General features: G+C 49.8%; 16 protein-coding genes. 5 read left to right on the forward strand and 11 right to left on the reverse strand.

The window, feature by feature from the left end:
• Nucleotides 1–20: 20 nt before the first annotated feature.
• From OLMES_RS01480 to pilG, 11 genes are all read right to left on the reverse strand, one after another.
• Nucleotides 21–1913 carry a PHA/PHB synthase family protein gene (locus OLMES_RS01480; protein WP_232465242.1) on the reverse strand — a complete coding sequence of 631 codons (1893 nt, stop codon included), beginning with the start codon at nucleotides 1911–1913 and terminating at the stop codon, nucleotides 21–23.
• 134 nt (nucleotides 1914–2047) lie between these two features.
• The gene (locus OLMES_RS01485; protein ID WP_087459620.1) at nucleotides 2048–2824 is read right to left on the reverse strand and encodes a metal ABC transporter permease; all 777 of its coding nucleotides are present in this window, start codon (nucleotides 2822–2824) and stop codon (nucleotides 2048–2050) included.
• Nucleotides 2825–2845: 21 nt separating this feature from the next.
• Complete coding sequence (znuC, locus tag OLMES_RS01490; protein WP_087459621.1) at nucleotides 2846–3634, reverse strand: zinc ABC transporter ATP-binding protein ZnuC; 789 nt, start codon at nucleotides 3632–3634, stop codon at nucleotides 2846–2848.
• 84 nt (nucleotides 3635–3718) lie between these two features.
• Nucleotides 3719–4204: a chemotaxis protein CheW gene (locus tag OLMES_RS01495; protein ID WP_232465243.1), complete on the reverse strand. Its 486-nt coding sequence runs from the start codon at nucleotides 4202–4204 to the stop codon at nucleotides 3719–3721.
• Nucleotides 4205–4215: 11 nt separating this feature from the next.
• Entirely contained in the window at nucleotides 4216–5241 is a 1026-nt protein-coding gene (locus OLMES_RS01500) for a chemotaxis protein CheB (RefSeq protein ID WP_087459623.1), read from the reverse strand.
• Nucleotides 5241–14237 (reverse strand): Hpt domain-containing protein, encoded by an 8997-nt coding sequence (locus tag OLMES_RS01505; RefSeq protein ID WP_087459624.1) that lies wholly within the window; start codon nucleotides 14235–14237, stop codon nucleotides 5241–5243. The genes OLMES_RS01500 and OLMES_RS01505 overlap by 1 nt, the downstream gene beginning before the upstream one ends.
• Nucleotides 14238–14253: 16 nt before the next feature.
• Entirely contained in the window at nucleotides 14254–15189 is a 936-nt protein-coding gene (locus OLMES_RS01510; RefSeq protein ID WP_269767739.1) for a CheR family methyltransferase, read from the reverse strand.
• 37 nt (nucleotides 15190–15226) lie between these two features.
• On the reverse strand, nucleotides 15227–17269 hold the full coding sequence (locus OLMES_RS01515) for a methyl-accepting chemotaxis protein (protein WP_087459625.1): 2043 nt from the start codon (nucleotides 17267–17269) through the stop codon (nucleotides 15227–15229).
• Nucleotides 17270–17440: 171 nt separating this feature from the next.
• The gene (locus OLMES_RS01520; protein ID WP_087459626.1) at nucleotides 17441–17986 is read right to left on the reverse strand and encodes a chemotaxis protein CheW; all 546 of its coding nucleotides are present in this window, start codon (nucleotides 17984–17986) and stop codon (nucleotides 17441–17443) included.
• 28 nt (nucleotides 17987–18014) lie between these two features.
• A complete protein-coding gene (gene pilH / locus OLMES_RS01525) occupies nucleotides 18015–18377 on the reverse strand; it encodes a twitching motility response regulator PilH (RefSeq protein WP_087459627.1) in 363 nt (120 codons plus the stop codon).
• A gap of 137 nt (nucleotides 18378–18514) precedes the next feature.
• Nucleotides 18515–18913 carry a twitching motility response regulator PilG gene (gene pilG / locus OLMES_RS01530; protein ID WP_087459628.1) on the reverse strand — a complete coding sequence of 133 codons (399 nt, stop codon included), beginning with the start codon at nucleotides 18911–18913 and terminating at the stop codon, nucleotides 18515–18517.
• Nucleotides 18914–19428: 515 nt separating this feature from the next.
• On the opposite strand from pilG, the gene gshB reads away from it, so the two are divergent.
• The 5 genes from gshB to pyrR all read left to right on the forward strand — a co-directional run bounded on the left by gshB (nucleotide 19429) and on the right by pyrR (nucleotide 23091).
• Entirely contained in the window at nucleotides 19429–20382 is a 954-nt protein-coding gene (gshB, locus tag OLMES_RS01535) for a glutathione synthase (RefSeq protein ID WP_087459629.1), read from the forward strand.
• 183 nt (nucleotides 20383–20565) lie between these two features.
• Complete coding sequence (locus tag OLMES_RS01540; protein ID WP_198343178.1) at nucleotides 20566–21435, forward strand: energy transducer TonB; 870 nt, start codon at nucleotides 20566–20568, stop codon at nucleotides 21433–21435.
• Nucleotides 21436–21545: 110 nt separating this feature from the next.
• The gene (locus tag OLMES_RS01545) at nucleotides 21546–22103 is read left to right on the forward strand and encodes a YqgE/AlgH family protein (RefSeq protein WP_087459630.1); all 558 of its coding nucleotides are present in this window, start codon (nucleotides 21546–21548) and stop codon (nucleotides 22101–22103) included.
• A gap of 2 nt (nucleotides 22104–22105) precedes the next feature.
• Nucleotides 22106–22555, forward strand: a complete 450-nt coding sequence (gene ruvX / locus OLMES_RS01550) for a Holliday junction resolvase RuvX (protein ID WP_198343179.1) — start codon at nucleotides 22106–22108, stop codon at nucleotides 22553–22555.
• A 23-nt stretch (nucleotides 22556–22578) separates the two neighbouring features.
• Nucleotides 22579–23091: a bifunctional pyr operon transcriptional regulator/uracil phosphoribosyltransferase PyrR gene (gene pyrR / locus OLMES_RS01555; RefSeq protein ID WP_087459631.1), complete on the forward strand. Its 513-nt coding sequence runs from the start codon at nucleotides 22579–22581 to the stop codon at nucleotides 23089–23091.
• The last annotated feature ends 73 nt before the right edge of the window (nucleotides 23092–23164 follow it).

Raw genomic sequence — 23164 nt, forward strand, 5'->3', positions numbered from 1 at the left:
GTATGCCAGTTAGTACTCGCTTATTTTTGCAGTATGTACGTACCCGGGGCATCACATATTTCGTGATAACCGGCTTCAACGTTACCCATTGCGGGGGCAGTGGTTTCCCCTGAGGAATGGTTTCGCAGCCATTCATGCCAATGTGGCCACCATGAACCTTCATGTTTCTCGGCCACTTCCAGCCAGGCATCCGGTCCGACGTACTTATCGCCCCGTTTTCGGGTATTGACCATATAGCTGCGACGGGCATGGCCGGGTTCACTGATAATGCCGGCATTGTGGCCACCACTGGTCAATAAAAAGGTGACCTCCGGCGCACTGGTCAGACGCCGGATTTTGAATACCGATTGCCAGGGCGCGACATGGTCTTTACTGGCTCCCACGGCGAAAATAGGCACCCTGATGTCCCTTAAAAATATTGGGTTTGCCCCCACTTCGAATCGGCCTTCAGCTAAATCATTGTTGAGAAAGAGTGATCGGAGATATTGTGAATGCATGCGATAGGGCATTCGGGTTGTATCAGCATTCCAGGACATCAGGTCATTCATGCCATTACGTTCACCCATCATGTACTCATGGACAATGCGAGAGTACAGCAAGTCTTTGGAGCGCAACATCATAAACGCGCCCGCCATTTGCTCCGAATCCAGATAACCTTGCTCCCACATCAGATCTTCGAGGAAGGTCAGCTGACTTTCATTGATAAAGAGCATCAGCTCGCCGGCTTCTGTGAAATCGGTTTGCGCTGCAAACAGTGTGACCGAAGCAATACGATTATCGTTGTCCCGTGCCATCGTGGCGGCGGCGATGCTCAGAATGGTACCGCCGAGACAATAACCGGCAGTATGAATCGGGGTATCGGGAACAATATGTGAAACGGCATCAATTGCTGCCATGACGCCGTGTTTGCGATAGTCATCCATTGACAGGTTGCGGTCCTGGCTGGTTGGATTCAACCAGGAAATCATGAATACGGTATGGCCTTGATCCACCAGATATTTCACCATGGAATTCTGTTCGGACAAATCCAGGATGTAGTATTTCATTATCCAGGCCGGGACAATGAGCAAGGGCTCTTTTTGTACTTTTTCGGTGGTCGGTGTGTACTGGATTAACTCAATCAAATGGTTCCTGAAAATGACCTTGCCCGGTGTAACGGCCAGATTTTTACCCACTTGGTATTTCTCGCTGCCCGCAGGTGGCTCTTTGTTTATCTGACGTTGCAAATCCTGAGACCAGTTCTTGAAGCCATCGATAAAGTTTCGCCCCCCGGTTTTCATGGTTTTGGCTAAAACCTCTGGATTGGTCAGCGGGAAGTTTGAAGGTGAAAACATATCCAGTATCTGACGAGCGCCAAATGACACCATTTCTTCATTCCGCTTGGCAACTCCAGGCACGCCGGTGGTTGCGTAGTGCCACCACTGCTCCTGCATCAGAAAGCTTTGATGCAAAAGATTGAAAGGGAAACGTTGCCAGGCTTCATTTTTAAAACGGTAGTCCTGAGGCAGCGGGGTCATGGGTGGTTCGGGATTTTCATTACGCATCACCCGCCCGGAGTACACGGCAAAACGAGATAGATTTCGGAACAGGTTTTTCTGCAGTTCCATTTGTTTACCCGGTACCATAACCAGATGGGAAGCCCAGTCAAAATAGGCCTGCACAATTGCCGCCGGAGAGTTTCCGCCCGTTCCATAGCCAATAAAGGCATGGATTAATCTATCAATCGCTTTCGTCTCTGCACCAATACTCCGCTCATCCATTTTCTGAGTCCTCTGTTGTTTTTCGATCTTTTGACTATCGATCGATTGATTATCGATGTGTTGTTGTGTGTCGATGTGATGTCGTTTAGTTTCGCGAATAGGCGTCTCAATATAGAGACTGTTTTTTAAAGATTTGCGACGGCGGTCAGTCAATTAATACATCCAGAAATAGCAATTAACCAGAATTTGAGCCAAGTCAATTTGAACCGAGTGGTTTTCTCGACTGGTACTGGTTCGATCCACTGCAGGGCGCACAGGCCCAGAGTCCTATTGTGCAGGTTTGTTTGCTATTTTTTAACGACGTAGATCAATAGAAAGAGAAAAAATGAACTGGTTACAATTGAAGGCCCGGCCGGCGTGTCAACGTAATAGGATAACGAGAGCCCCAATGTGACGGCGAGGATGCCCAAGGCACTGGCAATAATCGCCATGGTTTCCGGGGTATTCGCTAATTTACGGGCCGTTGCGGCCGGAATAATGAGCATGGAGGTGATGAGCAGAACGCCCACGATTTTCATTGCAATGGCAATAACAAAAGAAATAAGTGTCATCAGAATAAACTTGATGAGGCCAACGGGAATGCCTTCAACCCGGGCTAGCGCTTCGTGTACAGTTGTCATCAAAAGCTTTGGCCAAAGATAGTAAAGCAGTCCTAAAACTCCGAGCCCACCCGCCCAGGTCAAATAGATGTCCGTGGGTGTCACGGCCAGTATATCGCCAAAGAGCAGGGCATTCAGGTCGAATCGAATATGATCCATAAAACTGAGTGCAATCAGACCCAGTGCCAGGCTGCTATGGGCTAATATGCCCAGCAAGGTATCGGCCGCGAGGTGGCTCTGCTTCATCAACAATACCAGTCCGGATGAAATCACCACACAGGAAGCGCAGATGGCCAGGGTCAGGTTAACTTGCAACAGTAAACCCAGCGTCACGCCAAGCAAGGCAGAGTGAGCCAGGGTGTCACCAAAATAAGACATGCGTCGCCAGACGATAAAACAGCCCAATGGGCCAGCAACCAATGCCAGCCCGATGCCGGTGAGTAACGCGGTAATAACGATATCCATAGCGCAGTGTCCTGATCGGCGTTAGGGTTTGCAATGAGTGTGGGCGTGAGGGTCTTCGCAAGCGTGTGCGTGTGTTCCGGGAACGACATCACCATGGACATTGTGCTCATGATCATGGTGATGGTGATAAACCGCAAACCCGGGTGCTGTGGCAGGACCGAACAAATCAAGATATGCCGGGTCGTTGGAGACCTGTTCCGGATGTCCGGAACAGCAAATATGTTGATTCAGACAGATTACTTTATCCGTGGCCGCCATAACCAGATGTAAATCGTGTGAGACCATAAAAATGGCACAGCCGAACTGTTCTCGAATATCGCGAATCAAATTATACAGTTCATTTTGTCCGGAAATATCTACGCCCTGTGCGGGTTCATCCAGAACGAGAAGGTCTGGTTTACGTAGAATGGCTCGGGCAAGCAGAACCCGTTGCAGTTCTCCACCACTGATTGATTGAATGGGGGTATTGGCGATCCGTTCAATGCCAGTGAGTGCCATTACCGACTGGATAGTCAGTTTTCGACCGGGTGCAAGGCGTAAGAAGCGTTTGACGTTGAGCGGCAGCGTCTGGTCAATCTGGATTTTCTGGGGCATATAGCCGATGGTAAGCGAGCGGCTGGGTATCAGTGAGCCCGATGTCGGTGACAGGAGACCGAGAATGATTTTGACCAGGCTGGTTTTACCTGCTCCGTTGGGTCCAATCAACGTAACGATCTCTTTTGCATGAATATTGAATGCAATATTTTTCAGGATCTGATTGTCTTCAAATTTGAGTGAGATGTTATTCAGTTCGAGTAGCTGATTGTTCATGGGGTGTCTGATGGCCGGCGAAGAGTTCCCTGTAAAACGCCCATCATCCGTGAATTGTGTCCGTCCCGCAAGTATTCAGCCGACTTAATAACTTTGGTGCTGCTGCAGTTCTTGAAAGAGCATTGATTCCATGAGTTCAAGGTTCGGGATGCTGGCGGTTTCGCCGTGAATTGTGACCCGCATTTTCTCGATCGGTCCTTGAGGTTCATCGACATCTTCAGTAATGCTGTTTTCATCAACTTTGACCAAGCGGGGAATGTTTTGCGTAACAATCGCGAAGAAGGGTAACTGACTATTATGGGGGCCAATGGTGTTGATAACGATTATGCGGGGGTTTTCGCCTCGATCTTTCGTTGCGTCCTGATTGGCTAACTCATAGGACATGACGGGCAACTGTTGTCCGCGCCAGCTCACGCTGCCCAGATACCAGTCTGCTGCCTGCTCTTGTTTGTTTGGGATCTGGTAGTCAATTACTTCAGCAATTGACACGTTAGGCAGGAGTAGGTTTTTCCCGGCAATCGGAAGAAACAAACTTGAAATAAGGTCCAGCGTTTCGGTCATGTTAGGCATACCCCATCTGCTTAAGAAACTTCTTTCTCAATTTTTTTAATAAGTTCCTGGGCCAGTTGTGCCGGATCACCAGAAAAGACTGCACAGCCCGTAGCCGCAACGGAATCGGGCATAGAACTATTGGCGCAGGAATTCGATTCCTGTACCCAGATTGTCGAGCCGTAAGCACTGAGTAATGGTGCGGCGATTGCGCCATCATTTCCCATGCCACTGAAAAAAATCCCATGACATTTGTCACCATAGTAATTGGCAACATTCAACAGTACCTGATCGATAGACGGGCCATAGGGTCCGGGCCAGGGTGTGGTTTTGAAACGAACCAGGCCATTATCGTCAAAGTACATTTCACGGTCGACTGGCGTGAGAAGAATTTCACCATAGCGCAAGCGCTCTCCTTCTTCTGCCAGCTTTAATTTAAAGCAGGAGTGTCGCGCCAGTACCTTGGCCAGAACTTCAGAAAAGTTTGAATCAATATGCTGGGCGTATACGAAGGCAACGGGTAGCTGTTCCGGCAGTAAGTCGAGGAAAACTTTCACGGCCTCAGGGCCACCTAAAGAGGCACCCAGTATCCAGACCCGGTCCACAGTTTCGCTTTGGGTTGAACGTTTGGCGGAGGTAATGAGGCGTTCTGGCGAACTTTCAGTATCCTTCTGGTCAAGCTCTTCAAGTGCTTGACCAATGTCGGATACATGCTCGAGATCCCCCAGATGCTCACGCAGCTTTGCATACAGCCTACGCTCCCAACGGGGGTACTCTTTACTCTGGCGCTCTGGCGCTTTCCCCAGGCCGAATAGAACCGGCGCTTCTGTATTTTCCAGAACCTCGTCTATGAATTCGGCACAGTGGTCTTCGTTTTCAACTTCGATGAGCAAAATATCAAAGTCAGTCGCAATAGGTGCCAACGGTTTTTGGTAACGCTCAGGATCGAGATTAAACAACACCTCCACCCCGTAGGCTTCCAGCAAATGTTGCAGGAGGTGTCGTTGTAACGGACTATCCGAGATGATCCCGATACGGGGACGCTCAAACTCAACCATTACTTGTTAACCAGTTTTTCAATCGTGCTTAATAAGCTTTTTTCCTGGAATGGCTTACCAAGGTACTCATTTACACCAATAGACATGGCTCGTTCACGGTGTTTCTGTCCTGTCCGCGATGTGATCATGATAATGGGTACATCCGACAGATTTTCATCATGGCGAACGAAGCTAGCAACTTCAAAGCCATCCATTCTGGGCATTTCGATATCCAGCAGCATCACATCCGGTTTATGCTCTTGCAGGATAGATACCGCATCAACCCCGTCTTTTGCGGTAATAACTTCCATGCCATTCCGTTGCAGGAGACGCGTGGTGACCTTACGCACCGTGACCGAGTCATCCACCACCATGACCTGGGTTGGTCGGTAAGATCGCGGCGCTGCCGGCTCTTCAGTGTACGTATCTTTAACTTTTTGCTGCAGTTGTGCGGTGATATCCGCACGAATCAGCGCAGGCAGATCCAGAATCACAACCACGCTGCCGTCACCCAGAATGGTTGCACCGGATGCGCCTAGTACAGAACCGAATTGTGGGCCGAGGCTTTTTACGACAATCTCCCGGCTTCCCATCAAGCTATCGACTTGAAGTGCCATGGATTGCTCACCACCTCTGACCAGAATTACTGGCAGAGGTAAGGGCTGTCCTTGTAATTTGGGTTTGTGGTCACTGTGCAATAGCGTACCAAGATACTGTAATTTGTAGTTTTTACCGGCGTATTCATACATCGGTGCATCGGGTTTATAGTACTCCTCCAGCTCATAGGAGCTGACCCGTACAATACCTTCGATTGTGTTCAATGGAATGGCATAGAAGTCTTCACCCGTATTGACCATCAAGGCCCGGTTCACAGATACCGTGAAGGGTAAACGAATGATAAAGGTGGTGCCCTTACCCACGGTGGAATCAATGGTAATGGTCCCGCCGAGCTGTTTAATCTCACTGGCGACGACATCCATACCGACACCACGCCCGGAAATCTGGGTTACCTTCTGGGCCGTACTGAAACCAGCCTGCATGATAAACTGCAGGATTTCATGATCGCTCAGTTGCGTGTCTTCATCCAGGAGGCCTTGGGAAATGGCTTTTTTGCGAATGACATCAACCGGAATACCACCGCCGTCATCCGCCATGCGCAGAACAATATCGCCGCCTTCCCGATTTAATGATAACTCAATCTGACCGACGTCGGATTTACCGCTGGCTTTTCGCCTTGCTGCGTCTTCGATACCGTGGTCTAGGGCGTTTCGGAGCATGTGCTCAAGTGGCGCAATCATACGCTCCAGTACGGTTCGGTCCATCTCCCCTTCGGCGTTACGGACTTCGAACTCCACTTTTTTCTTGAGCTCGCCACTAATCTGGCGAACGATACGGCGTAAGCGCGGTACCATTGATGAGAACGGAATCATCCGCGTTTTCATCAGGCCTTCCTGCAGCTCGGTGTTAACCCGGGACTGTTGCAGCAGCAAGGTTTCTGCATCCCGTGCTTTTTCAGCCAGATCTTCCTTCAAGTCCATCAAATCCGAGGCACTCTCGGTCAGTGCCCGGGAGAGCTGCTGGATTGAAGAGTAGCGATCCATTTCCAATGGATCGAAATCCGTGTATTCACCGCCACCATGGCCTCCACCTTCCCGCTCAACCCGGAATAGAACCTGGGCCTCGGTTTCCATATCCATGCGGCGTAGCTGTTCCCGCAGACGTTCAATGGTCGCGGTCATCTCGTCCAGGGTATGACTGAAATCGCTGATTTGCTGTTCCAGACGACCACGGGTAATACTGGTTTCCCCTGCAAGGTTAACCAGATCTTCCAGTAGTAATGCGGATACCCGGACACTCTCTTGTTGCGCTGAGCGGGCGCTGGTTTGTTTTGGTTTCTGGGCTTGCGGCGGGGTTGCCGGGCCTTGCGTGGTTCGGGTTTTGAGTTGGGGATCGAGTTGACCGGTAGACATTGCTGTTGCCGGTGCGATTCCCGCTGCAGAGGCTGTGGTTTCTACAGCTTTGTCCTGAGTTTCCGGTGCCTGGGTACTTGAGCTTGGGATATCCGGCAGTGAACTCACCCCATCAGTCAGTGCCTGGTAGCGCTGTCGCACCCCTTCCACCAGCGTGTTTATGGTATCCAGGTGGGACAGGCATTGCTCTTTTAATTCACCTTCCAGTTCCTGATTCTGGCCGCTTGCTTTGATCAGCATGGTCTCAAAATCGTGGCTGGCATCCCCGAGCTCGGAGAGAGTGGCCAGTCGCGCTCCACCTTTCAAGGTATGGAGAATACGCTGCATCTCGGTGTTGAACTTCGGATTCTGGCTATCCTTGACCCATTCCGCGATGGTGTTGTCCATAGCTTCCAGGAGTTCATTGGCTTCCTCCAGGAAGATCTCGAGAACTTCCGAGTCAACGTCATTGTCAGCCTGGTTTTCTGTATCGGAGGACACGGCAATCGCGCCGATTGATTCCGCATCTTCGTATTGTGCCAGAGCTTGCAACAGGGCCTGATCTGGCGTCAGATATTGGCCCTTCTCAAGCGTATCGAGATCCTGCTTCAACTTATTGACACAACGGGAAGTGAGGTCAACCAGTTTATCGGATACTTTCAGGCTCTGATCCAGAACCAGATCCAGCGTATTGCCCAGTGTGTCTGCAAGGTTTCCAATCTCGTCGGCATCCGCCAGGCGAGCACCACCCTTCAGGGTATGCAGCTCCCGTTGCAGGTCAATAACATGCTGTAAACTCTCTGGTGCTGCTTTCCATTGCTCCAGTGAGTCATCAATGGATTCCAGGATGTCACTGGCTTCGTCACGGAAAATCTGGCTCAGGTTCTGGCCTTCAGTTTCCGTTGTAAAGGTCTCGGCGTGAGATTCTTGAAGTGAACGTTCTGCTTCTTCCTGTTGCAGCCTTGTGGTTTCACTGATAATTGTTTTCGAGGACAGATCGCCTTCGAGTTCAGCGATTCGTTGAATCAGTGTTTGAGCGGGCCGGGGTTTGCTGTTTTGGGCAACGGCATCGACCATGCCTGCGAGAGCATCATGGCACTCCAGCATGAGATTGATGATGTCGGGTTTCGGTTGGTAATGACCCTCTACAATGCCTTCGAACAAAGTTTCGAGCTCGTGAGCCAAGTCTCCGATCGCATTGATATCGGACATTCTCGCGCCACCTTTCAGGGTGTGCAAGTCACGTTGCAGTGACTGAACCAGTGACCGGTCATCAAAGTTTTCGGTCCAGTCCTGTAGCAGTGTTGCAGTACTGTCAATCAGATCCTGGGCTTCTTCAAGGAATATTTCGACCAGTTCCGGGTCGAGAGCTTCTTGATCTGCGCCGCTATCGGGCGCTTCTGTGGACGGTGCCGGGAATGCAAGAATGGTCTCTTCTTCCCCGTTTGTATCTTCCGGGGTAATATCGAGAGCGGCTGACGCTTCGGCAAATGTAGAATCGCTTGCTGCTTCGCCTCCCGAACTGATACTGCGCACTCTGTTGATCAAGTCTGGCGCGCTACCAAGCGGTTCTTGAGCGCGGATTTGATCAACCATACTCGCAAGTCGGTCATGGCATTCCAATGCCAGGTCAGTGGCCTCTTCTGTGGTCTGCAGGCGGCCATCAACCAGTCGTTCAAACAGGGTTTCCAGTTCATGGGCGAGATCACCAACGGCATTGATTTCGGCCATGCGTGCGCCGCCTTTCAAGGTATGCAGTGCACGTTGAAGTTCTGCAATTGCAGCGGTGTTTTGATTATCGGCCTTCCATTGATAGATCAGTTCCCCGGTTTGATCGATAATTTCTTCCGCTTCTTCCAGGAAAATTTCCACCATTTCCGGGTCGAGTTCACTGAAGTGTATGGCTTCAACTTGACTCTCACCCAAGGCGGTAACAAGCTCTTCTGCTTCTGCTTCTGCTTCTGCTTCTGCTTCTGCTTCTGCTTCTGCTTCCAGATAGATCGCTTCCAGTGAGTCAGGGGCGGAACCGGTGACGGCAATTTGTTCTTGCAGACGCGTGATCAATTCAGGCGCGCTCTGGCAGCGGCTTGATTCTGTGACACGGTCAACCATAACCGAGAGCGCATCATGGCATTCCAATGCCAGATCAATCCTGTCCTCAGTGCTTTCAAGTCGGCCGTCAACAATGCGCTCAAAGAGGTTTTCCATTTCATGGGACAAATCGCCAATCGCGGCAATTTCTGCCATGCGAGCGCCACCTTTCAGGGTGTGTAACTCTCGTTGTAGCTCTTTAACAAAAGAAACATCGCCGGGATTCTGGCGCCAGTTTTCCAGTAACTCCGCAGTATTGTTTATAATATCGACGGCTTCTTCGAGGAAAATTTCGACCAGTTCGGGATCCAGACCAACCATTTCTTCATTGCTGGTCTCAACGCTTTCGGTATCGGTATCGGTATCGGTATCGGTATCGGTATCGGAGTCCTGATCCTGGCTGGATTGTGTAAATAACGGTTGCTCGTCTTCAGCCAGAGTAGTATCAAGCCCGGTCTCTTCGGCTTTCGTACCGCCATTGGCGAGATAGTCCTGCACCTGTTGCAGTAACTCGGTGGCGGGTTGACAGGCCGAAGCGGCTGAAATTGCATCGACCATGTCGGCCAATGTGTCCTGGCAGCTAAATAACAGGCCGGTAAGATTATCGTTGGCTTCCAGGCGGCCATCGGCCAATCGTTCGAACAATGATTCGAGTTCGTGTGCCAAATCGCCAATCGGTGTTATTTCTGCGAGGCGCGCGCCACCCTTGAGCGTGTGCAAAGCGCGTTGGAGCTCTTGCAGGGTGGTATTTTCGTAACCATTCTGATTGAGCTGTTCCAGAAGTTCAGCCGTGGTATTGACGATATCGTTGGCTTCTTCCAGAAATATTTCCACCAGTTCCGGATCCAGCTCTGCGATGTTTCCGAATGTCGCACCAGTACTTGCTGTATCGTCAATGGAAAAGTCCATCAGTTCTTCTGGAACGTCCTGTTCCTCTTCGAACTCGTCAATAACGGACAACGTTGGAATATTATCGTCATCAGAAACTGCCGAGAGCGGCTCTTCATTCTGTTCCAGTGATGCTTCTTCGTCATCGAAGTTGGCTAATGGTTCTTCCTCTTCATCTTCAGACAAGTTTAGAAGTGGAATATCTTCCTCATCGATTTCCGAGCCCAGCTCAAGCTCCGGTTCCTGAGTCAATAACTCGGGTACTTGTTCTTCGTCTGTCGCGAGCGCTGCGTCCATATCCAGCAGCTCATCGTCTGCGGCTTCACCCATGCTTATGCTAGTGGTGGATATCACCAGTGCTTTCAGTTTCTCAAGCAGATCCTCATTCGGAATAGTAGCGAGCCCTGCGGCAACCTGATCCATGAGGTTCAACAAGACTTCATGACCCTCTTTAATCGTCTCCAGATATGCCTCGTTAGGGGCAAAGGCTTCATCCCGGGCAACTTCGTAAGTGTGCTCAAGGGCGTCGCTCAATTCAGCGATATCGGTCAGGCCGGCAACTTTTGCCCCTTGTGCGAGTGTTCTTAATTCACCTACAAGTTTTTCCAGTTCGTCACCGGGTACGGGGTTGTCTTTCCAATGATTGAGAATGCCTTCTGCATCCAGCAGGATATCAATGCCTTCGGTCAGGAATATATTGATGAGTTGTGGATCTGTAGTCCCCGTCTCAATCTCATCTTCTTCCACATGTTCTGCCAGCTTGTCCTGATGGATCTGGGATACTTTTTCCAGAAACTCATCGGTTCCCTCCAAAGGCTGCTGGGGCGCAGTTTCAAGCTGATCGACGCCACGTTGTACAAAATCAACAGTTTGATCCAGAACTTCGATCACCGCTGCATCTGCATCCAGATTACAGGCTCGGGCTTCTTTAATGAACTTTTCGACCGGGATGGCGACTTTGGCGATGGGTTCTATATTCGCTGTATTTGCACTGCCTTTGAGTGTATGTAAAGCACGCGATACAGAATCGGTGAACGGGATGTTTTCACCGTGTTGCATGAATTCACTGACGAATTCATTCAGGGTTTGCAGGTGAGTTTCAGTCTCTGTTTTGAATATATCCAGTAGTACCGGATCAATTAACAGTGACTCCTCGGCATCCTCGGTCTGATTGGCCCCAACCAATCCACCTGATGGAACCGGCTCGCCCTTGGCCAACGCTTCTGCTGTTTCCATCAATGGAGCAATATCATGTGATGCCCCACGTTGATGTTCAAAATCTGTGACCAGGTCGGGAATGATCGCCGTTACATCTCGAAGCAAATCCGCGACTGGCGGGCTCATGGCTGCAGTGCCATCGATGACCTTGTTGAGGAGATTTTCGATAGACCAGGACAGCTCACCGACAGTTTTCGCGCCGACCAGACGGCCACTGCCTTTCAGGGTATGGAATGCCCGGCGAAGTTCAGTCAATGCTTCTGTGTCGTCGCTGTGTTGCAAGTATTTCGGAAGAAATTCCCGGATGGAGTCCATGACCTCTTGGGCTTCTTCAACAAAGATTTCGATGATTTCATCGTCGATAAGGTCTTCTTCATCTTCGTCGACACTACTTGTGATAACAGCAGTATTCTCTTTCTCCGGGACGATATCCGGTTGAGGTGGCTCGGAAATAAACCCGCTTTCGCCCGTATCCGAATCGTCCGTTGTTAACTGCGCTTGGATTTCATGCTCTGGCTCGGTTTCGGGTTCTCCATCCTGTTCTGTTTCGTAGTCAGGTTCATTTTCGTTTGTAAGGTCCGCACCCGTTAATTCCGGAGTCTCTTGCGCTTGCTCGTCCACACTACCGGCAACTGCTTCATAGGTCGCAGCATGTTGCTCATCAGTATCGACTTCAAGTTTCTCTTTTTTGCTCGCGGAAATAATGTCTGCGCGAGCAATGTAGTCACTCACATCCTCTGCGGGCGTCTGATTCTTAAATGAATCAATCAGGCCTGGTATGATGGCGATGACTTCATTCAGCAGTCCAAACATTGCATCAGTCGGGTCGATGCTGTTGTCGATGACTCTGTTCAGCATGTTTTCAACTGACCATGCCAGTTCACCAATAGCCGTTGCGCCGACCAGACGACCACTGCCTTTCAGCGTATGGAATGCCCGTCGGAGTTCAGTCAGGGCGTAGCTGTCATTGGCATCATTCCGATACTTGGGATAGAAGTCATTAATCGTATCCTGGACTTCTGCCGCTTCCTCCACAAAGATTTCAATGATTTCATCATCAATAAGATCTTCGTCGGTAGCTTTATCTGCAGAGTTGATCGGTGCTTCAGGTACGATAATTGTTTCTGCTTCCTCCTGTGGCCCAAGCTCCTCATAAGTCGGCTTGGCGCCGGCCGGGAACCCGAGAGAGGCAACACTTTCTTCCGCAACCTGAAGTATCAGGTCATTGTCGCGGCTGCCTTCAGTCAAGCGCTCCAGGTAATATTCGATGCTGGTAATTGCATCGGCGAGGGTATCGAGTTGTTGCCAGTCCGGTGTGCGCTCTGATTCGATTAATCGTTTCTGTATAAACTGGTTACAACTGTCCAGTAGCAGTGCTGCACGTTCCAGAGGAATAATCAGCAGACCGCCACGTACTGAATTCAGTAATTCGGGAACGCCTTCGATCTCCGATTTGTCCCACTGCGAGGCGATAAAGCTGATAATCCCGGATTTAGCTTGTTCCAGACTGTTACGTGTTTCTCTGAGCACCGCATCGTTGGCTTGCCCAACCTGTTCGGGATGAACCTTCGAGGGGCTTGCATCCTCTTCTGTGTCCGCTTCCTGGCCTTTGTACTGGTGCTCCTCAGTCATGCCCGAGAGGGTCGCCTCTACATACAGCAAGGCACCGGCTATATCCATAATAACGTTGTCGTCCGGTGTTTCACTACCGGCAACGAGATTCTCGATGATACTGACCTGATCATCGATAACTTTACGGGGGATGCCGAGACCCAAAACGGCCATGGTATTACTGATTTGGCGGAATCCGGGGATTAACTCCTCAAGATCCTGAATGTTGCGGAATTCGCCCCGTACAAACAAATCAAGTTGATCTTTGATCCGTGCAAGCTCTTCATTCAGGGCACTGACCACTGAGGCAATGGCATCCTTACCGGGACGACTCATTTGCTGCCGCTCTTTTTCCACCTCTTCTTCTGTCGGAATCGCGTGATCGAGCTTAAAGCGGTCCCGAATATCCATGGAATGCGGGGTGCCGCTTTCCGATTTGGCCAGGTAGTAGAGAATATGCTTGAGTAATTCTTCCGGAACCGGCTCGCCCAGAATTGTCGTATGCTCGTCCACCATGATTTTGACCTGATGGTCAATATCACGCAGCATATGCTTGATCGCGGAGGAGTTCTCGATGGCTTTGACTTGCAGGGACTCCGTTAATGCGCTGACTGTCTTCCAGAACTCTGCATGAGCGGTATGTTGGCAAAGTTTGATCAGTCGTGTACTGACCTTGAGCATGTAACCAAGATTGTTTTCTACATCCTGATTGCGAATCACGCCAGACACTGCAAACTGGTACATTTGCCGAAGTTTTTTAAGGTGTCCCAGCATTTTGTCGTCATGAAACCGATGCAATGCGGCAGGGGATGCCTTCACCTTGACCGGGAGAAGGTTTGGCGTAAACAGTGAGGTATCGGACAGGAGCGCTTCACCCCGGCTGGCGCGCAGGTCGTTGAGTATCGGCAATAGAACGATGGGGAGATCCTTGCGCCCGGTATGCAAATGCTCGAGATAGCCGGGTAACTGGAGAATCGCCTGCATGAGCATCTCTATGCCTTCCCGGTCATTGCTGGTCTCGTGTTTCAGCAATGCTTGAGCGAGTTTCTCCATTTCTTCCGCAAGTAATGCGGCGCCATAAAACTCCACCATTTGCAACGTACCATGCACCTGGTGAATGTAATTAAGGCAAAAACGCATCTGTGCCGAGTCATCAGGATTCTCCGCAAAGGCTTCCAGTGCCTGTCGGGCCTGATTCAGTGTCTCATCAATTTCGCCTTTTACCCAATCAAGGGCAATGTAGTCATGGCCGTTCCCCATAACTTCTCCAGTATTACTAATTCTTGTCTGGCTTGCGGATGAACGCGAGAGCCTTGTCTGTTTTTACTCTCAGCAAGTCAGGGTGTTCCCACTCCGTGATTTCTCCCTGCCCTAGCACCAATAGCCCCCCTGGTCGTAGTCGTTCCGCCAGGCGGCTGAGGATCTCTTTTCGTCGCCACTTCCTGAAATAGATCAGGACATTCTGGCAATAGATAATGGTCATACCATGCATTGGTGCATTGCCTAACTCCGTGATGTTGATGCGTGCAAAGCATACGCGATCTTTAATGCTCTTTGCGATGGCAAACTGATCGCCAGGTTCTTGTTTTGTGAAGTATTTATCCCTTAACTCTTCAGATAGCGTGACGAGCTTGCGTGCCGGATAAAGGCCTTTCTTAGCTTTTTCCAAAGCCGGTTTGCTGATGTCACTACCGGTAATACCGAAATAGACCTGTAGTTTCAGCAGATCCATACATTCAAACATCAACATGGCGAGGGAGTATGGCTCCTCTCCGGTTGAGCAACCCACGCTCCAGAGTTCGGGGGGGGATGCTTTCAGTTCATCAACTGGCCGGGTCAAAATGTAATCCTTGACCAGATCCAGCGAGTCGAGGTCTCGGTAAAATCGGGTTTCCTGAACCGTTAGACGATCGACTAAAACGGACCATTCGATAATGCCTTCGGTCCCGCTATTAACCCGTTGGTAATACTCTTCATAGCTTTGGCAACCGATTTCGCGCATTCGGGCACCCAGATTAGTCTGCAAAAAGGACTGGCGTTGCGGAGTAATGCTGATACCGATTCGTTCTTCCAGCAGTCGTTGCCATTTGAGAAACTGAGCGGTGGTCAGTTCAGGAAGGCGCTGAAGAGACCAGACGTTTTGCTTTGAATTGTCTTTTTCTTCAGCCATCATTTGCTCATTCAGCCACGACTTGTTTGCAGTTACCAGCATTGCGTCAATCTGACGTTAACCCGATCATCTTGCTTCCTTATAAGCTTTCGGACTCTTCCTCTTCAGGCAGTTTGAAACCTGCTACCGAGTTTCGAAGTTGGTTTGCCATATCGGCAAGGTTTCCGATCGATTTCGCTGTGGCATTTGTCCCTGCGGAGGTCTGTGATGTAATCTCCTGGATAACGTTCATCGTATTGGATATGTGGCCAGCCGAAGATGACTGCTGACGAGCCGCATTGGAGATGTTTTGAATCAGGTCTGCAAGGTTCATCGATACGTTTTCGATTTCTTCCAGGGCAACACCCGCATCCTGTGCCAGTCTTGCTCCACGTACCACTTCTGCAGTGGTATGTTCCATGGAAATAACCGCTTCGTTGGTATCACTCTGGATCGTTTTAACCAGCGCTTCAATCTGTTTTGTCGCAGCTGAGGAGCGTTCTGCAAGTCGCTGTACCTCATCCGCAACAACCGCAAAGCCTCGTCCGGCATCTCCGGCCATGGATGCCTGTATCGCCGCGTTAAGTGAAAGGATGTTGGTTTGGTCTGCGATATCATTGATTAAGGATACGATATCGCCGATTTCCTGTGATGATTCACCGAGACGCTTGATCCGTTTCGCCGTTTCTTGAATCTGTTCCCGAATCGTGTCCATTCCGCGAATTGTATTTTGTACCACTTCAGCGCCTTTCTTCGCGATCGCAACCGATCGCTCCGCAACCGCTGAAGATTCCGCGGCGTTAGATGATACCTGGTCGATGGAGACGGCCATTTCGTTTACCGCTGCGGATGCGCCGGCAATTTCCTGTGCCTGGTGCTCGGAAGCATCGGCGAGGTGCATGGCTGTCGCCTGTGTTTCCTGCGCCGCCGCAGCAACCTGTACTGCGGTGTCCCGAATCGCTTTTACCAAGCCGCGCATCTGGTCGATCGCGAAGTTGATCGAGTCTGCGATTGCGCCGGTGAAGTCTTCGGTTACGGTTGCTTCTGTAGTCAAGTCACCGTCTGCGAGATCGGCCAGTTCGTCAAGGAGTCGCAGGATCGCGTTCTGGTTTTGTTCATTCTGCTCTGTGGTGGTACGCAGACGTTCCTGGCCTTCCCGGATCAGTACAATACCGATACCGAAGATGACGGCCATCATGGCGATGAAGATTGCGTAGGTTAATTTGGGACTGATGAACCGGGATTCTGCAAGGCTTTGGAAAAGCTCAGCCAGTCGCGATGTCTCGCCCAGCAAGGCTTGGGAGCTTACGAAAATCGCATCTGCAGCGTTTCGAACTTTGAACAGTTCAGGGGATGATTCAAGTATGGCATCTACGTTTTCGTTGACGTATTCAAAATCTTCGGCAATGGCTTCCAGGCCGTCTACAGCATCGGGGTCTTCAACCATGCTGATGCCCATGACATCATTACCTTCAACCATTCCGGCCAACACCCGGCCAAACAGTTTTGCATCCCGACCAAAGCGGTCTGCGGCAAGCACAGCGTTTTCATCACCAGAGAGAACGTCATTGACGGTACGGACGATACGTTCTGCGCGTAATTGTTGACGTTCAGCAACGGATATCTGCTCGGCCGGGGCGCCATTTTCAATCAGGATATCGATCACTTCCTCGTACTCGATTTGCATCAGGGGAATGGTTTCGTTCAGTGTTTCAGCAACCTGATGGAGTGAGAGTACGGTGTCTTGTGTGGAGAGTATCTGGTCTGCGTTACTTTTCACGTCATCCCAGAGTTTCTGTACGCCGGTATTCTGGGCTTCCACGTTGGCAGGGAGCCCGGTGGACGGATCACCGTTGATGATGAGTCCCCACAACCGGTTGAAATCATCCCGGGAGCGTTTTAACTGGTCGAAAGCTTCCTGTTTACCGGATGCCGCTTCAGTCGCGTTTTTCGCTATTTCCTGCGAGAGAACCCGCAGTTCACTGGCATGGCTGATGTATTCTTTATCAAAATTACTGTCTCGGTTGATGATAAAGAATGCCCCCAATAAGGCGATCAACAGGACAACGAGCATAACACCTAAGCCAATGGTAAGTGTACTGCTGCTCTGACCTGCATCAAATTTTCCAGATTTGCTTTTCATTTCCCGGCTCCCGGCCTCTTGATTCTCGTTCGTTCTTGTTTAGCGGGTCTTTGACGTGATCGTCATTTTTTCTTAAGAAACATTGCGCACTCTTAAGGCATTCGTGCTTCAGAAGACTGTTTTGCTACCCCGTTGCATGTGGTCACGCCGATGGCTGCCAACAGTAATAGTTCACCATTGAGAGACATCCAGAAACCGAGGGTCTTCTGTCAGCGCGACTGCACTGAAGATTTTCCATTCTTCTTCATTCTTAGTGTAGAAGCCTTTGACAAACATGTGCATCGACTCCGGAACATTCCGCGTTACCGGGTGGTAACTGTCCACCGCGAAGTACTGCATTCCCTGGACATTGTCCACGGCCAGACCACTGAAAATATCACCGTTTTCAACAACCAGAACCCTTTTTTCCCGGTTCGAGACAGATTGTTGCGGCAGGCCGAAAAACAGGCCCAGATCCATAATCGGTAGTAAACGGCCGCGTACATTTGCAACACCATACATCCATGGCTTTACGCCCGGAATCTGGGTGAATCGCGGAATATGTAGAATTTCTGTGACTTCTCCCATCGGAGCCACGTATTTGGCGCCAGCAAGCGTGAACCCGATACCACTCCAGAGTTCGATCGCTTCTTCCTGGGCGGGCAAGCCTTTGGCGAGAGCTTTGCTGCGGCGCGCAATGTCGGCTAGATAGGAAAACGGTGTTGCCATTGCAGACATGGTGATCCTTACCGCTTACCCGGTTGGTTTAACCGAGCAATTCGTTGATGGTTTTGATCAGGTCATCTTCATTCACGGGTTTAACCAGATAACCCTTTGCGCCCTGTCGGGTACCCCATACCCGATCAGTCTCCTGATCTTTTGTGGTGACAATAATAACCGGAATATTGGCCGTTTCCGGAGAACGGGTGAGTTGTCGAGTTGCCTGGAAACCATTAAGCCCTGGCATGACAACATCCATAAGGACTAAGTCCGGCTGTTCTGCTCTGGCTTTCGCTACACCATCGGCACCATTGTCAGCTTGCAGAATTTCGTGTTTGTGTTTTTCCAGGATACTAGAGATCTTTCTGACCTCGGTGGGTGAGTCATCGACGATCAAAATACGAGCCATAGGTCCCCCGATTTAGAATTAACTTGTGTCATGTTCAATTTATTTATCTATCCAAAGAATTATCTGAAAATTGCCGGGTGTTGAAAAAACCCTAAGCCAGGTATCACAATCTAGTGTTGTTTCGATCTGTTTTGTACTCAGCTGTTACCCGACGTCGCTGGCACGTGGGCACGTATGGTGCCGAGTAGCTCATCTTTGCTAAAAGGTTTTGTCAGGTATTGATCTGACCCAACAATGCGTCCCTTTGCCTTGTCAAACAAACCATCTTTACTTGACAGCATAATGACGGGTGTAGATTTGAAAGCACTGTTGTTTTTTATCAGAGCGCAGGTTTGGTATCCGTCCAATCTAGGCATCATGATGTCGACAAAAATAATATCAGGATGGGAATCCGCTATTTTTGCCAGCGCGTCAAAACCGTCAGTCGCGGTGATCACAGTACAGCCGACTTTCTTTAACAGCGTTTCAGCAGTACGACGAATTGTCTTACTGTCGTCGATCACCATGATCTTCAGATTTTCAAAATTTTCTTCCATTGTTTAACTGCCCTGAGCTATGTCGAACAATTGTCTTTATTCTATGTGCCGGGTTAGCCATAAAATAAGGCTCTGCCAATATGTTAACGTGTGTTTTTAACACAGTTTTACGATGCATTCTATAACCAATTATTATTTATAGTTTAATTGGTTACATATAAAAAGATACAGTTTGTATGTAAATTGTCACGTATGTAATAGGCTGGAATTCAAAACAATTTCACGTTTCCGTAGGGAAATGCAGCCTTTGCAGTAAGCATAGTACAAATTTTGAATAACAAAGCAGGAAATTGAAAAGCGGACTTTTTTCCGGTATGCAAAGAATTTTTACGTATAACCCCTTTAAAAAAACAGATTTGTCGTTATTGTTTGGGGAGTCCGAGTTGGAGACGGGATTGCAGTGTTAATCTGTTTTTCAGGCTCGAGGTTATATTTAGAGGGTAATATTGTGAGAATGCGATCGCAGGGTGTGGGCGGTCGTGTGATAGAGACGATCCAATGGTGGAGGTGGTCGCATGCGCATTGGTATAGTGATGGATCCCATACGGGAAATCAATGTAAAAAAAGACAGCTCGTTTGCGATGCTGCTCGCTGCTCAGGCGAGAGGGTGGCAGCTGTATTATATGGAACAACAGGATCTCTATCTCGATCAGGGGGAGCCTAAAGCAGCAATAGCGCCTTTGTCGGTTCGGGATCAGTTGCAGGACTGGTTCAGTCTGGGGGATCAGGAAGATCAACCGTTAGCGTTCCTGGATTGTATTTTGATGCGTAAAGATCCTCCGGTTGACGGCGAGTTTGTGTTCGCGACCCATATTTTGGAACAGGCTGAGAAATTGGGTGTGCTGGTTGTCAATAAGCCGCAAAGCCTGCGAGATTTCAACGAAAAACTGTTTGCAACCCAGTTTCCTCAATGTTGCCCGCCTCTCCTGGTTTCTGCAAGTGCTGAGCGTATCCGGACATTTTACGCTGAGCATCAGGATATTATTTTGAAACCATTGGATTCCATGGGTGGAAATTCCATTTTCCGGGTAAAAGCAAATGATGCGAACTTGGGCGTTATTATTGAACTTTTGACCGGACATGGCCAAAAGAAGATTATGGCCCAGAAATTTATTCCTGAAATCAGTGCCGGGGATAAGCGTATTTTGCTGATCGATGGCGAACCGGTTCCCTATGCCCTCGCCCGGATCCCCATGCAAGGCGAAAACCGGGGTAACCTCGCTGCAGGTGGCACAGGCGTGGGTCAACCGCTTTCCGACCGGGATCGCTGGATCTGCGCGCAGGTTGGCCCCACGTTGAAAGAGAAAGGCTTGCTGTTTGTTGGTATTGATGTGATTGGTGACTACCTGACTGAAATCAATGTAACCAGTCCAACCTGTATTCGTGAGCTGGATAAGCAATTCGAACTGGACATAGCCGGGCAATTGATGGATGTGATTGCGGCAAAGCAAAGTGAGTTACCGGCATAGTTTAAGTGTTGAACGTGCATGCTGGGTATACGCGCTGGGCCAAACTGTGCAGTAGTCTTGATTTCCGTTATGCCTGCAGTTGAAGATCGCCGACACTGAGCTAATTTTAATTAAAATGATTTTGTCGTGGCCATTTCCCGGTCGAAAGATTACCAGAGCGCTGAGGTTTTGCTGAGATAGTATATGAATAAAGCGAGTATAGCGCTGGCTGGGGCAAATGACCGAATCAGTTTTGCCTTGTTTGTAGCTTTAATATTGCATGTTGGCATTGTTCTTACGGGCATTGAGCGGGAAGACCCGCCACCACCATCGAGAACGATGGAAATCACACTTGCTCAATATGATGACCTGGACGAAGTCGAAAAGGCTGACTTTCTGGCACAAACAAATCAGTTAGGCAGTGGCGAAGCTCAGGAGAAAGCCCAGCTCAGCACTTCTGAGCACGGTATTGTACCTGATGACCGTATTCGTGAGACCGGACAACCCGAGCCCCTCAGTGCCACACCCACTGAGCAGGTGAAAGGTCGGACGGTGATTACCACAACGGCCCCGTCGAAAAACGCAAGCCCGGCAGTTTTTGACGAAACCCCCAAGACAGAACAACCGAAGCGGAAGCGTACACTGCTACAACGTAGCCTTGAAATCGCAACCTTGGAAGCCAAACTGGAGAAACAGCAGCGGGCTTATGCCAAACGGCCTCGCGTGGAGCGTTTAACTGCTGCCTCCACGATGCGGACAAGTGACGCATACTACATGAAAGCCTGGTTGGAAAAAGTGGAAAAAATCGGGAACCTGAATTATCCCGAAGAGTCCAGAAGGCGTAATATCTATGGTAGTTTGCGTTTGATGGTGGCGTTGTATGCGGACGGTACGGTAAAGGATATAAAGATACTGCAATCGTCAGGGCATCGGATTCTTGATGATGCCGCGATCCGGATCGTCAGGCTGGCTGCGCCCTTTGCGCCGTTCCCTGAGGATGTTCGTAATGAACGTGATGTCCTGGAAATTATTCGAACCTGGTCTTTCCAGAAAAAAGGCCTGTCCAGCTATTGATTCAGTTATGTGGGCCGCTCAGTCGCTATGAGATGGCCAGGCAACATGGAAAGTCACCCCAACTGGATGTATTCTGTTAATGACATTCTCCTGGTTACCCGGAATTCATTATGAGCAATGAAGCAACATCGTTACAGCACCATTTTTTGATTGCAATGCCGCATATGCAGGATCCTAATTTTTCGGGTACCGTGACGTATATCTGCGATCATAATGAGCACGGCGCGTTGGGGGTGGTGATCAATAGGCCATTGGACATCACGTTAGCCGAGATCTTTGACCAGCTTGAGATGACCGGTGATCATCGTGATGATGTGGTATTTGCAGGCGGGCCGGTACAGGTGGATCGTGGCTTTGTGCTCCATAAGCCGGCAGGTGACTGGCAGGCAACGATGCCGATTCAGGATGAGGTTTGCCTGACAACCTCCAAGGATATTCTCCGGGCCTATGCCAGGGATGAAGGTCCGGAAGATTGCCTGATTGCCCTCGGCTACTCCGGGTGGGGGGCTGGCCAGTTGGAGCAAGAGATTATGGCCAATTGCTGGTTAACTTGCCCTGCAGACGAAAACATCCTGTTTCACATGCCTTTTTCCGAACGGTTTGATGCTGCCGTCGCCAAAGTGGGCATTGATTTATCCAATTTAAGCCAGTTCACGGGGCATGCCTGAAAATGTCGACTGAGAAGCAGGCTTCACAAGCATTGGCCACGATCATGGCTTTCGACTTTGGCACTAAACGCATTGGTGTTGCTGTAGGCCAGTCCATTACCGGAACCGCCACGCCCTTATCGCCACTGTCCGCCCGTGATGGCATACCGGATTGGGAGCAGATTGGTCGTTTACTGGAAGAATGGAAACCGGACGCCGTCTTAGTGGGGATTCCCTTGAATATGGATGGTTCGGAGAGTGAAATGAGTCTTCGGGCTCGTAAATTTGGCAACCGTTTACACGGGCGTTTCCATAAAAAATTGATTTTCTCCGATGAACGACTGACCAGCTTTGAAGCCAAAGGTATGGTCATCGAACGCGGGGGTAACCGGAATTTTGGTGAAAATTCGGTGGATGGTTTGGCAGCGATGCTGTTGTTGGAAGGATGGTTCCGGGACAACGTCGACAATTGATTGGCAACAGGGAAAATAACAGTATGACATCTTTAATCAATGTGGAAGCCATATTGGACCGCTTGTGTGATGATTTGGTCGTCAGGATTGAATCGGCTGGTGTCGATATCAAACAGGTTGGATTGATTGGTATCCGAACCGGTGGTGTATGGCTGGCCGACTATATTCATAAGAAGCTGGCTTTGCCCTCGCCGATGGGAGAGCTGGATATTTCGTTCTACCGGGATGATTTTACCCGGATCGGGTTGAACCCTACGGTCAAACCCAGCAGTTTGCCTTTTGAAACTGAAGACCGTCATATTGTGCTAATTGACGATGTAATCATGAGCGGACGTACGATTCGGGCAGCGATGAACGAGATTTTTGATTACGGTCGTCCCGCGAGTATCACGCTTATGGCGTTGATTGATCTGGGACGTCGGGAGCTGCCGATTCAGCCAGACTTGGTGGGTGAGGTGATGACGTTGGAGAAAAATCAACAAGTCAAATTGACCGGGCCGGACGGGTTGAAAGTGCAGTTGAAGGCTGCACCGTAATAAAGTAGGTATTGCTGTATTCCAGAAACTGCATACAATGTGCTCGCAGCAAGCCGAGTGTGCTGTCAGGGCT

Origin of the sequence: Oleiphilus messinensis, assembly GCF_002162375.1 — a bacterium.
Taxonomy (GTDB): Bacteria; Pseudomonadota; Gammaproteobacteria; order Pseudomonadales; family Oleiphilaceae; genus Oleiphilus; species Oleiphilus messinensis.

What these genes read in the sequence shown, in the direction of transcription:
- OLMES_RS01485 (WP_087459620.1), bottom strand. Translation starts at nt 2,824, where the DNA reads ATGGATATCGTTATTACCGCGTTACTCACCGGCATCGGGCTGGCATTG.
- znuC (WP_087459621.1), bottom strand. Translation starts at nt 3,634, where the DNA reads ATGAACAATCAGCTACTCGAACTGAATAACATCTCACTCAAATTTGAA.
- OLMES_RS01495 (WP_232465243.1), bottom strand. Translation starts at nt 4,204, where the DNA reads ATGCCTAACATGACCGAAACGCTGGACCTTATTTCAAGTTTGTTTCTT.
- OLMES_RS01500 (WP_087459623.1), bottom strand. Translation starts at nt 5,241, where the DNA reads ATGGTTGAGTTTGAGCGTCCCCGTATCGGGATCATCTCGGATAGTCCG.
- OLMES_RS01505 (WP_087459624.1), bottom strand. Translation starts at nt 14,237, where the DNA reads ATGGGGAACGGCCATGACTACATTGCCCTTGATTGGGTAAAAGGCGAA.
- OLMES_RS01510 (WP_269767739.1), bottom strand. Translation starts at nt 15,189, where the DNA reads ATGCTGGTAACTGCAAACAAGTCGTGGCTGAATGAGCAAATGATGGCT.
- OLMES_RS01515 (WP_087459625.1), bottom strand. Translation starts at nt 17,269, where the DNA reads ATGAAAAGCAAATCTGGAAAATTTGATGCAGGTCAGAGCAGCAGTACA.
- OLMES_RS01520 (WP_087459626.1), bottom strand. Translation starts at nt 17,986, where the DNA reads ATGTCTGCAATGGCAACACCGTTTTCCTATCTAGCCGACATTGCGCGC.
- pilH (WP_087459627.1), bottom strand. Translation starts at nt 18,377, where the DNA reads ATGGCTCGTATTTTGATCGTCGATGACTCACCCACCGAGGTCAGAAAG.
- pilG (WP_087459628.1), bottom strand. Translation starts at nt 18,913, where the DNA reads ATGGAAGAAAATTTTGAAAATCTGAAGATCATGGTGATCGACGACAGT.
- gshB (WP_087459629.1), top strand. Translation starts at nt 19,429, where the DNA reads ATGCGCATTGGTATAGTGATGGATCCCATACGGGAAATCAATGTAAAA.
- OLMES_RS01540 (WP_198343178.1), top strand. Translation starts at nt 20,566, where the DNA reads ATGAATAAAGCGAGTATAGCGCTGGCTGGGGCAAATGACCGAATCAGT.
- OLMES_RS01545 (WP_087459630.1), top strand. Translation starts at nt 21,546, where the DNA reads ATGAGCAATGAAGCAACATCGTTACAGCACCATTTTTTGATTGCAATG.
- ruvX (WP_198343179.1), top strand. Translation starts at nt 22,106, where the DNA reads ATGTCGACTGAGAAGCAGGCTTCACAAGCATTGGCCACGATCATGGCT.
- pyrR (WP_087459631.1), top strand. Translation starts at nt 22,579, where the DNA reads ATGACATCTTTAATCAATGTGGAAGCCATATTGGACCGCTTGTGTGAT.